This window comes from Arthrobacter sp. NPDC055138 (assembly GCF_053607305.1).
The window spans coordinates 111,286-123,900 of sequence record NZ_JBSGTH010000002.1 but is presented as its reverse complement, the minus strand read 5'-3'; the positions used below and the strand labels follow the sequence as shown (position 1 = coordinate 123,900).

Annotated in this window: 9 protein-coding genes; all 9 read right to left on the bottom strand. The window is 64.7% G+C overall.

The window, feature by feature from the left end:
• Positions 1–151 precede the first annotated feature (151 nt).
• The 9 genes from pdxS to ACWF5H_RS05705 all read right to left on the bottom strand — a co-directional run bounded on the left by pdxS (position 152) and on the right by ACWF5H_RS05705 (position 12,429).
• Positions 152–1,066 carry a pyridoxal 5'-phosphate synthase lyase subunit PdxS gene (gene pdxS, locus ACWF5H_RS05745; protein ID WP_127512691.1) on the bottom strand — a complete coding sequence of 305 codons (915 nt, stop codon included), beginning with the start codon at positions 1,064–1,066 and terminating at the stop codon, positions 152–154.
• 164 nt (positions 1,067–1,230) lie between these two features.
• Positions 1,231–1,842: a phosphatidylinositol phosphate synthase gene (pgsA, locus tag ACWF5H_RS05740; protein WP_452035507.1), complete on the bottom strand. Its 612-nt coding sequence runs from the start codon at positions 1,840–1,842 to the stop codon at positions 1,231–1,233.
• A gap of 7 nt (positions 1,843–1,849) precedes the next feature.
• Positions 1,850–2,431, bottom strand: coding sequence for an HIT family protein (locus ACWF5H_RS05735; protein ID WP_452035506.1), 582 nt, complete (start codon positions 2,429–2,431; stop codon positions 1,850–1,852).
• A 2-nt stretch (positions 2,432–2,433) separates the two neighbouring features.
• A complete protein-coding gene (thrS, locus tag ACWF5H_RS05730) occupies positions 2,434–4,446 on the bottom strand; it encodes a threonine--tRNA ligase (RefSeq protein ID WP_452035504.1) in 2,013 nt (670 codons plus the stop codon).
• A gap of 212 nt (positions 4,447–4,658) precedes the next feature.
• Positions 4,659–6,479 carry a DUF222 domain-containing protein gene (locus tag ACWF5H_RS05725; protein ID WP_452035502.1) on the bottom strand — a complete coding sequence of 607 codons (1,821 nt, stop codon included), beginning with the start codon at positions 6,477–6,479 and terminating at the stop codon, positions 4,659–4,661.
• A gap of 128 nt (positions 6,480–6,607) precedes the next feature.
• A complete protein-coding gene (locus ACWF5H_RS05720) occupies positions 6,608–10,177 on the bottom strand; it encodes a DNA polymerase III subunit alpha (protein ID WP_452035500.1) in 3,570 nt (1,189 codons plus the stop codon).
• Positions 10,178–10,267: 90 nt separating this feature from the next.
• Entirely contained in the window at positions 10,268–10,582 is a 315-nt protein-coding gene (locus tag ACWF5H_RS05715) for a DUF6504 family protein (RefSeq protein WP_136785395.1), read from the bottom strand.
• Between the two features lie 513 nt (positions 10,583–11,095).
• Complete coding sequence (locus ACWF5H_RS05710; RefSeq protein ID WP_452035498.1) at positions 11,096–11,527, bottom strand: SRPBCC domain-containing protein; 432 nt, start codon at positions 11,525–11,527, stop codon at positions 11,096–11,098.
• Positions 11,528–11,721: 194 nt separating this feature from the next.
• Entirely contained in the window at positions 11,722–12,429 is a 708-nt protein-coding gene (locus tag ACWF5H_RS05705; protein WP_452036045.1) for an SOS response-associated peptidase, read from the bottom strand.
• Positions 12,430–12,615 lie beyond the last annotated feature (186 nt).

Genomic DNA, 12,615 nt, shown 5'->3' with positions numbered 1-12,615 from the left:
GGAAGACGTGCGCCGATGAAACGATCACCGAACGCTTGGCGAGAGCTCTCCTCTGCCCGGCGACCCTATCCAGGGCGCGGCGAGGGCCTCTAACGCCAAACGCCCGGTCCCGCACCTTCGTGCGGGACCGGGCGTTCGCCGTCGTTAGTTCTTACCAGCCGCGCTCGGCGAGGCGGTGCGGCTGCGGGATTTCGTCCACGTTGATGCCGACCATTGCTTCGCCCAGGCCGCGGGAGACCTTGGCGATGACGTCCGGGTCGTCGTGGAAGGTGGTGGCCTTAACGATCGCGGCGGCTCGCTCGGCCGGGTTGCCGGACTTGAAGATGCCGGAACCGACGAATACGCCGTCGGCGCCCAGTTGCATCATCATGGCGGCGTCGGCCGGGGTGGCGATGCCGCCCGCGGTGAACAGCACCACCGGCAGCTTGCCGGTCTGCGCGATCTCCTTGACCAGTTCGTACGGGGCCTGCAGTTCCTTGGCCGCCACGTACAGCTCGTCTTCGGGCATCGCGGACAGGCGCTTGATCTCGGACCGGATCTGGCGCATGTGGCCGGTGGCGTTGGAGACGTCGCCGGTGCCTGCTTCGCCCTTGGAACGGATCATCGCGGCGCCTTCGTTGATCCGGCGCAGCGCCTCGCCCAGGTTGGTGGCACCGCAGACGAACGGAACGGTGAAGTTCCACTTGTCGATGTGGTTGGTGTAGTCGGCCGGGGTCAGCACCTCGGACTCGTCGATGTAGTCGACGCCGAGCGATTGCAGCACCTGCGCCTCGACGAAGTGGCCGATGCGGGCCTTGGCCATCACCGGGATCGAGACGGCTTCGATGATGCCGTCCACCATGTCCGGATCGCTCATCCGGGACACTCCGCCCTGCGCGCGGATATCCGCCGGAACACGCTCAAGAGCCATCACGGCCACGGCACCGGCGTCTTCGGCGATGCGGGCCTGATCGGGCGTTACGACGTCCATGATGACGCCGCCCTTCAACATCTCGGCCATGCCCCGCTTTACCCGGCTGCTGCCGGTCACGGGGGCGTGAGTTGACGTTGCTTCACTGCTGGACACTAAGAGCCCCTAGGAGTCGGTCGAAATCGTACATCTCATCATACGTCGGGGCCCGTGAACCGGCTCACCGGTGACGTAACCTTCAAAAACGCCCGACGGCGGCGGCCAGCCTCGCGTCGCAGTCCCGCCTCCCGCCGTCATCCTGCAGAGCGGCGGCCAGCCGGTCAGGCAGCCAGCCGGGTCTGCCGGTAGACGGCCATGATCCGCTGGATTACGGTCACCAGGCTGGCGGCGGCCAGCAGCACCAGGACCACCAGCAGGACGATTTCCGGCAGGCCCAAACCGGTCAGGCCGGTGAAGACCAGGACGGCAACCAGTCGCTCGGACCGTTCGGCAAACCCGACGGCGGCCGTGCAGCCGAGCGACTCGGCCTTGGCCCGGGCGTAGGAGACCAGCGAGCCCAGCAACAGGCACACGAGCGCGAACACGGCGATGGCCGGATTCTCTCCCCCGGTGAAGAACCAGATGGCCACGCCGGCGAAGACCGCGCCGTCGGCCAACCGGTCGAGGGTGGAGTCCAGGAAGTTGCCCCAGCGGCTGCTCCGCTCCAGCATGCGGGCCATCAGTCCGTCCACCATGTCGGAGAAAACGAACGCGGTGATAAAGACTGTGCCCCAGAACAGCTCGCCCAGCGGGTAGAAAACCAGCGCCCCTACACAGACCCCGAGCGTGCCGATGATCGTGACGGCGTCCGGCGAGACACCCATCCGGATCAGGATGCGGGCCAGCGGGGTGAAGAGCTTGCCGAAGAATCCGCGCGCGTATTTGTTGAGCATCGCCGCGTTACCGTGCGGGCCAGGCGTCGGCTACCTGCTTGCGGACCTCGTCCAGGGTCTGGGTGATCGCCTTGGTTTGCGCGATGATCGGGAAGAAATTCCCGTCGCCGCCCCACCGCGGCACCACATGCTGGTGCAGGTGCGCCGCGACGCCCGCTCCCCCGGCTTCGCCTTGGTTCATGCCCAGGTTGAAGCCGCTGGGGTTCGCCACCTTCCGCAACACGCGCATGGCCGTCTGGGTCAGCTCGGCGAACTCCGCGGTTTCTTCCGGGGTGATGTCCGTGTAGTCGGGCACATGGCGGTACGGGCAGACCAGCAGGTGGCCGGGGTTGTACGGAAACAGGTTCAGCACCACATAGGCGGTTTCGCCGCGGTGGACGATCAGCGATTCCTCGTCCGGCCGGGCCGGCGCCACGCAGAACGGGCACTCGTCCTTGTTCTTGAACTGCCCCTGGCCGCCCTTGACGTAGGCCATCCGGTGCGGCGTCCAGAGCCGCTGGAAGGCATCCGGGACGCCGGGCAGCTCGAAGCTGTCCGTTGTCTCGTCATCCGCCCGGCCCATCATGGCTTCGCTGGTCGTCCCGGCCATCGTCAGTTGCCGCGCCTGGCGACAGCCTGCACAATCCGGGACACTGCCTCGTCCACCGGGATGCCGTTGTCCTGGCTGCCGTCGCGGAAGCGGAAGGAGACGGCTCCGGCCTCGGCATCCTCGCCGCCGGCGATCAGCACGAAGGGTACTTTGTCCTTGCTGGCGGTGCGGATCTTCTTCGGGAAGCGGTCGGACCCCAGATCGGCCTCCGCGCGGACGCCCTGCGCCCGCAGCTTGGCCACAATCTCCAGCATGTAGTCGTTGAAGGTCTCAGCCACCGGAATGCCGACAACTTGTACCGGAGCGAGCCAGGCCGGGAACGCGCCAGCGTAGTGCTCAATCAGCAGGCCCATAAACCGCTCCACCGAGCCGAACAGCGCGCGGTGGATCATCACCGGCCGCTGCCGGGAGCCGTCCGCAGCCTGGTACTCCAGCTCGAAGCGTTCCGGCAGGTTGAAGTCCAGCTGGATGGTGGACATCTGCCAGGTCCGGCCGATGGCGTCCCGCGCCTGCACCGAGATCTTCGGACCGTAGAAGGCTGCTCCGCCCGGATCCGGCACCAGTTCCAGGCCGGACGCTTCGGCCACCTCGGCCAGCGTGCGGGTGGCTTCGTCCCAGACCTCGTCCGAGCCGACAAACTTTTCGGGATCCTTGGTGGAAAGCTCCAGGAAGAAATCGTCCAGCCCGTAGTCCTTGAGCAAGTCCAGCACGAAGTTCAGCGTGGTGGTCAGCTCGTCCTTCATCTGCTCGCGGGTGCAGTAGATGTGGGCGTCGTCCTGGGTCATGCCGCGCACCCGGGTCAGCCCGTGCACCACGCCGGACTTCTCGTACCGATAGACCGAACCGAACTCGAACAGCCGCAGCGGCAGTTCGCGGTAGGACCGTCCGCGCGAACGGAAGATCAGGTTGTGCATGGGGCAGTTCATCGGCTTCAGGTAGTAGTCCTGGCCGGGCTTGACGACCTCGCCGGTCTCCGGGTCCCGGGTCTCGTCCACGTGCATCGGGGGGAACATGCCGTCCCGGTACCAATCCAGGTGGCCGGAGACCTCGTACAGATTGCTCTTGGTGATGTGCGGGGTGTAGACGAATTCGTAGCCGGCTTCGGTGTGCCGCTGCCGCGAGTAGTCTTCCATCGCCTTGCGGACGGTGCCGCCCTTGGGGTGGAAAACGGGCAGGCCGGAACCCAGCTCGTCCGGGAAAGAGAACAGGTCCAGCTCGGCGCCCAGCCGGCGGTGGTCGCGACGCTCGGCCTCAGCCAGCCGCTCCTGGTAGGCCTTCAGATCGTCCTTGGTGGGCCAGGCGGTGCCGTAGATGCGCTGCAGCTGCTTGTTCTTCTCGTTGCCGCGCCAGTATGCGGCCGCCGATCGGGTCAACGCGTAGGCGTTGGAGATCAACTTGGTGTTCGGCAGGTGCGGGCCGCGGCAGAGGTCCTTCCAGACCACCTCGCCGCTCTTGGCGTCGACGTTGTCATAGATAGTCAGCTCGCCGGCGCCAACTTCGATGCTGGCTCCCTCGCCGGCCTCGTCGGAGTGGCCCTTGAGCCCGATCAGCTCTTCCTTGTACGGTTCCCCGGCCATCTCGGCCAACGCCTCGGTCTCGGAGACAGTGCGGCGGACGAAGCGCTGGTTGGAATTGACGATCTTGAGCATCATCTTTTCCAGCTGCTTCAGGTCCTCAGGCGTGAAGGGCTCATCGACGTCGAAATCGAAGTAGAAGCCGTCGGTGATGTACGGACCGATGCCAAGCTTGGAGTCTTTGCGCAGCTGCTGCACGGCCTGGGCCATCACGTGCGCGGTGGAATGGCGCAGCACATTCAAACCGTCGGCCGAATCGATGGTCACGGCTTCCACCTTGGCGCCGGCCGGGATGGGCTGGTCCAAGTCCTTCAGCTCGCCATTCACGCGTACGACGACGACCTCCCGCCGGGTGCCGTAAAGGTCAGCCCCCGTCGTGCCCTCGGTCACCTGGTTCTCTTCGCCGTCGACGATGAGGGTGATGTTCTGGGGCGCTGACACAGAGGTCTCCTAATTGTTTGGCTGCGGCCGTTACTGCAGCGACATACGTGGGCGCTGCAAGCCTCTACGATCGTATCCGCTGACGAGTTGCCGGACCAACATCGGCGCGGCCGGATCCGGCCTGACCACCGCGCCGCATCACGAAGCCTGTCACCCGCAAGGCCGGTTCACAGCAAGGCCGGTTCCCCGCAATCGAGAGACCCGGTCGGGCCCTAGAAGGGCGGTGTCAGCGGCTGCGCTGGCCAACCTTCAAAGGGACTGGACTTCCGGTTCCGACTGGCGGTTTCGGCGGCACCGCGCATGGTGATATTGAGTTTTTCCTGCGACGGGCCCTGCAGCGGACCGGCTCTGTGAGCCGATGGATCCGGGGCATTCGTTTGGGGAGCTGGCTCTCTTACCGGCAGCGGGCCGCCGGAGTGCGCGGCTCCCTGCCCAACGGTTGCCGGTTTCGGCTGGCGTTCGGGCAGTTGGGCATCCTTGAGCCAGATGTGGTTGCGTAGTGGTTTTTGTGCCGGATCCATATCGGGCGGTGGGAAGAACCAGGCGACACCGCTGATGACCTCGACCCGCCAGTCTCCTTCATGGATGAGGTGGTGATGGTGCCCACATAGCAGAACGCCGTTGTCGGTGCATGTGGGGCCGCCCTTTTCGAACCACCGGATGTGGTGCACTTCGGTCCAAGGTGACGGGGCGGTGCAGCCGGGGAAGGCACAGCCTCCGTCCCGGGCGATGATGGCCAGCCGCATGTACTTCGGAAACAGCCGCTGCGATTGGCCGACGTCGAGGATCACGCCCATGCCGGCGAAGACTACCGGGATGATGTCCGCATCGCAGGCTATCCGGCGGATGGTCTTGGCGCTGAGCGGTCCGGTGAAAGTGCTGGATCCCGGGCGGCCGAGATCGGAGGCCAGGTCTTTGTAGTCAATAGTGACCAGCAGCTGAGGCCGGAGTCCGCCGGCTGCGGGCAGCAGGTCCGTGGTCAGAGCGACCTTGCACGCACCGATCAATCCGTCGAGCTGCTTTTGCTGACGGGTCCGCCCGTCCAGCTCATGACCTGATGCGGCGGCCGGGTCAGCATCGTCTGGTCGGCGCGCGCCGGCTGCGGTTCTGGCGTCCGGTTCGACGCCACCTGGCAGGGACGGGACAGTGCCTTCGCCGCAGGCAACATCCCCGGTGCCGGGGGCGGCAAGGGACGTACCGGTGCCGTCAAACCCGACCGTGCCGGCGGTGGCGGTACCTTCCCGCAAACGCGGGTTGGTGGCCGTGTTGTACACGGTCGCCAGGACCTCGTTCTGCTCATCGGTGGCGTTGATTTCGTAGCAATGCAGGCCGTTGCGTCGGCCGCGGTAGAACAAGCCCTGGCGAGCCTTCAGCTCGGACGATGTCGGATCGGCGCCACCGGGATTCAGGCCACCTTCCCACTGCCGAATCAGCAGCCGCAGCGAATCGGCGTCGTAATCGGCGGCGTGCTTCACGAGTGCCTCTTCCATCTTGCGCAACTGCTCCGGTTCAGCGATCCGGCGTAGCCCGTCGACGGCCCGCCGGATCAGGTTTGCGGCTTGGCCGGACACCTGCCCTTCGTCCAAAGCGCGGGCGAGCACCGGCAGCCGGGGCGGGGCGGTCGGTGTGCCGTTGGGAACCGGCCGCGGCTCTGTGGCCTCGGCCAACTGGAACCGGCGCGCGGCTTCCTGCCGGGCAATGCCCAGCTTCGCCCGCAGAAAATCCTCATTCGATGTGAAGGCGCCGCGCTTCGGCCGGTCCGGGTCGGCAGGATCGTGCGGCTTATCCGTTTCGCCGACGGCCGCGATGTTCTGCTCTTTGATAATCCGGGCCAGGATCAGCTGGGTCTGGGCAACGGTATTGGCCAGCTCTTCCACCTGCTCTGCAGTCCGGGCCACCCTTTTGGTGCTGCAGGCCAGCCCGCTGGAACGAAGTCGGTCGTTGAAGCCGGCGACCTCGGCACGCAGCCGGGCCAGCAGAGCGGAATCATCCTGCCCTGCTCCCGGAGCCGCATCCAGCACCTCGATCGCCATAAATCCAGCCTATGAAGGGCTGAAACGCGGCGGCAGAGGCGAAAACAGGGATGTGGACGAGGGGCAGCAAGAGACTCATGTGTAGGTGGAGTGGTAACAACGCAAGCTGCGAACAGATCCGTTAGTCTTCACCTGGTCCGGGACGGACGGCTTCCGACCAGCCAGGGATCTGCCGGGCCGCGGTTGTCCAGGCCTTCCTCGACCATGCGGCGGGCGAGCTCGGCTGTGCTCATTGGTTGGGCACCGGGCGCGGTGGGCCGTGCCGCCGGCGATGCGGCAGGGGGCCGAACGTGCGGCGGTTCGGGACGGACGGCGTTTTCCGGCAGCGGCAGACTGGCAGCGTCGGACAGGTCCCAGGCCTCCAGCGCCTGCAAGCCGATTCCTTTGGGACCGGTCCGGCGGGTGAGCCCACGGATAAGCAGCAGCTCGGTCCCGAACAGCAGTGAGCCTGAGCGTTCCTGTGCCTCCTGGAAAAAGGTGGCGTCTACACAGCCGGTCCCGTCATCCACACTGATGAAAACCACCCGGCGACCGCCGCGCATCGGCGGGGTTTGGGTGGCGACCCGGATACCGGCCACCATTACCTCGCTTCCGTTGCGCAGGCCCAGCAGATCCTTGGCCGGTGTGACACCTAGTTTTGCCAGCAGCGGAGCGTAGCTTTCCATCAAGTGGGAGCTGACGTCGATCGAGAGCAAGTCCAGTTCGGTGCGCACCATGTCCACCGCCGTCGGTTCCGGGAAGACTGGGACCAGATTGCGCAGCTCCAGATCACCCAGCGGCAGGGACAGTTGGCCATCGGTGGGCTGGTAGCGCTTGGGCACCGGGCGCACGGCAGGTTGGTCCAAGTGATACACCAGATCCGTCCGGCTGGCAGCACGTCCGCCGCGCTGGCCGGTTGCCCGGTTCAGTTCATCGAAGGCTCCCAACTGGGCCAGGCGTTTCAGCGCGGGTTTGCTGACCTTGCCGCGGGCCCGCAGGTCGGCCAGCGATTCGTACGGCTGCCCTGCGACAATGCGCTGGAGTTCAGTAGCTGAGAGCCCGTAGATGCCGGCAAGGCTGAGCCGGATGCCCAGCGTTTCACCGGCAGGGGACGAAACACGTTCCACCCGGTAGCGGTCAGTGCTGCGGTTGATGTCCAACGGCAGAATCGGGATGCCGAGCCGCCGCGCCTCGGCCACCAACAGCCTCCGCGGGTACATCCCCGGGTCGTGTTCCCAGAGCCCGGCGAGGAACGCCTCCGGATGGTGGGCTTTCAACCACGCGGTCTGGTAGGTGGGGACGGCGAAGGCTGCACCGTGGGCTTTGCAGAAGCCGAAGCTGCCAAAGGACTTCAAGGTAGTCCAGACCGTATCCACAACGTCCGGAGGATATCCCCGGTCCAGCGAAGCTTTACGGAAATAATCTTCCACTGCCGGTTCGGCTTCCTCATTGCCCAGCAGTCGGCGGAATTCGTCCGCCTTGGCCAGCCCGCATCCGGTAAACACATCAAAGGTCCGCAGGACTTGCTCATGGAAGACAGTCACGCCATGGGTTTCCTTCAAAACCGGGATCAGGTCGGGATGAGGGAAGCGCTCCGGAGCCCAGCCGTGGCGCTGCTCCAGGAACGGGCGGACCATGTCCGATTGCATGGGGCCGGGCCGGAATAGCGAAATGTCGATGATCAGATCGTTGAAGTCCCGCGGCGCCATCTTGCCCACCAGCTCACGCTGGCCGGGGGATTCAATCTGGAAGCACCCCAGAGTGTGGGTGCTTCGGATCAGCTCGTAGGTCGGTTCATCGTCCAGCGGGACCTGTTCCAGGTTGATGTTCCCGTTCGCCGCGATGTAGCCGGGCCCTTCCCCGTCCTCGTCCACCGGGTGCTTTCCGGCTGCCGTCACCGCTTCCTTGGTTGGATGGATGCGTGCGATTTCGGCGAGCGCGTAAGCCATCGAGCTCTGCATCCGCACCCCCAGCACGTCCAGTTTGAGCATGCCCATCGGATCCATGTCGTGCTTGTCGAACTGGCTCATCGGCAGTCCCAGCCCGCTGGGCTGGGTGGGGGTACGGTCCAGCAGCGAGGTGTCGCCCAGGATCACCCCGCAAGGATGCATGGAGATATGCCGGGGCAGCCGGTCCAGCCGTTCGGTCAGGTCCACCAGCAGATCCAGTTGCTGGTTCTGCTCCACCTGGGCCGAGAACGCGCGTAGTTCCGGTTTCTCTGCCATCGCTTCACGGAATTTGCGCGCGGAGAACCGCCAGAGCTGCTTGGCGATGCCGGAGATTTCATCCTCCGGCAGGCCAAGTGCCAGACCAGCGTCGCGGACTGCGCCGCGGGCACGATAGCCGTTCTGCATACTCATCAGAGTGACCCGCTCGCTGCCGAATCGGTCGAAGATCTTCTGGTAGACGTTGTGCCGTTCTGCGCTTTCCACGTCAATGTCTATGTCCGGCAAGGTGGAGCGGTCCTGGGAGAGGAAACGTTCAAAGATCAGCCCGTGGTCCAGCGGGTTTACGTGGCTGATGTAGAGCAGATAGTTCACCAGGCTGGAGGCCCCGGACCCACGGGCCGAAGCCCGGACGCCCATGCCGGTGATCATCCGCGACACTTCGGCAACTGTTAGGAAGTAGGAGGCGAAGCCCAGCCGGGAGATGATGCCCAGCTCATGTGCCAACCGGTCCCGCAGCTCCTGCTCTGCCCGCCCGGATATTCCGCCGAACCGTTCGGCAATGCCGGTTTCACAGCGCTGCAGCAGCTCGGTCAGTGGTTCCCCGTCGATCCCGATAACCGAGGCTTCCGGGACCACGGGATGCTTGAAGCCCATGTCCTGGTAAGGGTCCATCCGGCACCGGTCCGCCACGGCTTCGGTCACGGACAGCAGTCGGTGCGCGTCCCGGCTTCCGCCACCGGCTGCCTGAACGATCTCCCGAGCCAGTGCCTGCATCTGTGCAGGTGATTTCAGCCAACCCTGGGCACTGGGCTGCAGTTCAGGCAGTTTGGACAAGGCCGTCAAAGTCCTGGCCGAGTCCAGTACATCTGCGGTAGCTGCTCCGTCTTCTTCGCAGTAGCGCACGGCATTGGTCAACACCGCTGGAATCTTCAGTTCGTCGGCAAGGTTGAGCATGCGTACAGCGTGGGCGGTGCTCAGGTTCTCGCCGGGGGCACTGAGGTGGGACACAATCTCCATTGCCAACGATCCGACCGGCAGCACGGTGCGCCAGTGTCCGGCCAGCCGGCGCGCTTCGACATAGCTGCGGCGGCGCAGCGCTTGGCCGACCTCGGACATCGGCCCCAACAGCACCGTGAGGGCAGGTCCGCCGTCCGGAGTGCCGGCATGCCGGGCGAGTTGTTCCAGCGTCACCCCGGGTGTTCGGTGCCTGCTCCCCCGCCCGCTGCCCGCCGTCCCGTCATGCGCCGCCGAAATCAGTCGGCAGAGCGCATGGTAGCCGTTCCCTTGGTTCCCGCCGTGTGCCAGCACCACAACGCGCCCGGTGTCCCGGCCGCCGTCGTCCTGGACTGCCAGATCCACGCCGACTATCGGATCAATCCCCACCGCCAGGCAAGCCTTGAGGTGCTTGACTGTTCCGTAGAGCCCGTCCCGGTCCGTGCAGGCCAATGCATCCGCTCCGAAGGAAGCGGCCGCACCGGCCAGTTCATCAGGCCAGGAGACACCGTAGTGGGCGCTGAACGCCGTGGATACATGCAGATGGGTAAAGCTCATTGGTCATTCCAAACGCCTTATTGAAGGCACGGGATCGTTATCCGGCGGCAGCCGCGAAAACCGAGGCGAATAAATGCTGCGGGTCTGCGCTCAGGCGCTCAGTTCACGGACGGCATCATGGACACGGATCAGTCGCCAGCGATCGGCATCCACCTGGTGGGAAAGGTCCAAGGTGCGGATCTGGGACCTGCCGTTCAGCCGTGCCTGCACGCGCCAGATTTCATGGTCCACCAACCCGGCTCCCCTGCCCCGTTCTGCCCTCAGTTCTTCCGCCCACCATTTGCGGCGTTCATACCAACGCACGGGTTCTGCGACAATCCGGTAGCTCCTGCCCTGCCACCGCAGCCGCAGAGGCTGTCCGGCAGGGGAACAAACAACTTCGACAGCTTCACTGAAAACACCCATGTTCCAGTCACCTTTCATCTGGACAACGGGTCAGAGCTCTGCAGCACGCGCCCCTGCGCCAACACGCCTGCCGAAAAACTTGACCCTCTTATTCTATTCGAATATGTGTTCGAATCCAAGATCAAGCGTAGGGACAGGCACTGACAAAACCAGAGTGATGAAGCGGGGCGCCCTACGCCTGCAGCAGTTCCCTGGCCTGCCGCAGCACTGGACCGCATACCGCCCAGTCTTCCTCGGGGATATCCAGCAACTCCAGGATTTCCACCACCCGGCGAGCGCTGTCCGGATCCCCCAGCCGGACGTGGAGTTCGGCAAGGTATGCGAGTGCTTCGACCTGGACGGAACCCGTCCATCCCGAAGTAATACAACTCCAGCCCGTCCCGGCCGAACGCGATGTACGGGCTTGGCCGCACCTGCCGATACAACGCCTTGAATCCGAGCAAAGCCAGGAACGCTGCTATCTCATCAATATCGCCGCACGGCCGCAGCGGGACGGTCCGCGGCCTCATTCGCCTAGCCTTGCTCAGCCAGATCCTTCACGTCGCCCACCAACTTGTCCCACATCGACTTGGAGTGCTCCGCCGCTTCGGCACTGGCATTGTTGTCCTGCGACAGCGTGAACTCGGTTCCGCCGGGAACTTCCTCCAGCGTCCAGGTGAGGCGGTGGTAGTTCTCCGGCACGTCCGCCTGTCCGGTCAGCGGGCTGAAGTGAGTGACAACCAGCCGCCTTCCCGGTTCGAACTCCAGCACCTGGCCCTTGTCTTCGTAGGCTTTACCCTCCCATTCACCTCGCCAGCTGATGGGCCCGCCGACGCTCCAGTCGGTGTTCACCTCGGTACCGAACATGAACCCCTTGATGGCCTCGGGGTCGGTAATCACCGCCCAGACACGATCAGGCGGTGCCGCGATGGTCGCCGTCGAACTGGCGACAAACTTTCCCGTCATGGGTTCCTCCCCCGCAGACAGCCTCATACCCGACAGACGCCCCATAGCGGCTGGGTCCGGCTACTCCCCTAGCTTCCAGCAGCGAGGGCTGGCGCACAACGAGTTCTGCCGGATTGTTGCGGACGTCCGACGAAAAAGGACTTGGGTGAAACCGACGACAGTGAAATCACTTCTCCGGACGGCCGAGCCGTCGCTCACACTGCCTCGGCGATGAGATCGGGTCCGTTATTGCGCACGTTGTTGACCTTGGAACTGACCCGCCGCGGAACAAGATGCGGTTCGGGCATGGCGTCCAGCAGCTGCTGCACATCGGCCTCGGATGTGGTTTCCGGATCCAGCCAGTCCGAATAAAGGTCAGCCGGCACGATCAGCGGCGTTCTGTCATGGATGTGCCCGAGTGAATCGGAAGCCTGCGTGGTGATGATGGTGCAGGTCCGCAGCCACTTCTGGGGATGATCTTCCGGCAGGGCCGGATCAGGCCAATTCTCGAAGAGCGCCGCAAAGGCCAGCATCTCTTCGCGTTCGCCGTGCAGATAGGTCGGCATTTTGCCGTCCGGGGTCTTTTGCCATTCAAAGTACCCATCGGCAACGAGCAAACCGCGCTTTCTGGCCGCCGCCTTCCGGAACGAGGGTTTTTCCGTGACGGTCTCCATGCGTGCATTGATCAATCGTGCGCCGGAGCGGGGATCCTTGGCCCACGGGGGGACGAGCCCCCACCGGGCCATGATGAGTTTTCTGGATACTCCATCGCCGTCAGGCCCCCTACGGTCGATGATCAGGGGGACTTCGTCAGTCGGTGCAACGTTGTACGAAGGTTGGATCTCTTCGACATAGGACTCATCGACGTCGAACGAAGCCACCAGGTCGCCCGTTCCCCGCGCCATGACGTATCTGCCACACATGCCTCCATTATGGTCCAGTACATCGGATCCAGACGGCGCAGGGCGGGCACAGTTCCCGGCTCCTCGTGGCATCCTTGAAGCTCGCCCGTGGGCCGGAACGAAGGCCCCCGGCCGGAAACGTCCGCGGCAACGCTCAGCGCCGGGAATGACCACAGCCGGCGCGACGTTGACATGTACACAAGCTTT

Coding starts and splice junctions, on each gene's coding strand:
- pgsA (WP_452035507.1), bottom strand. CDS start 1,842: ATGCTCAACAAATACGCGCGCGGATTCTTCGGCAAGCTCTTCACCCCG.
- ACWF5H_RS05735 (WP_452035506.1), bottom strand. CDS start 2,431: ATGGCCGGGACGACCAGCGAAGCCATGATGGGCCGGGCGGATGACGAG.
- ACWF5H_RS05725 (WP_452035502.1), bottom strand. CDS start 6,479: ATGGCGATCGAGGTGCTGGATGCGGCTCCGGGAGCAGGGCAGGATGAT.
- ACWF5H_RS05720 (WP_452035500.1), bottom strand. CDS start 10,177: ATGAGCTTTACCCATCTGCATGTATCCACGGCGTTCAGCGCCCACTAC.
- ACWF5H_RS05715 (WP_136785395.1), bottom strand. CDS start 10,582: ATGGGTGTTTTCAGTGAAGCTGTCGAAGTTGTTTGTTCCCCTGCCGGA.
- ACWF5H_RS05710 (WP_452035498.1), bottom strand. CDS start 11,527: ATGACGGGAAAGTTTGTCGCCAGTTCGACGGCGACCATCGCGGCACCG.
- ACWF5H_RS05705 (WP_452036045.1), bottom strand. CDS start 12,429: ATGTGTGGCAGATACGTCATGGCGCGGGGAACGGGCGACCTGGTGGCT.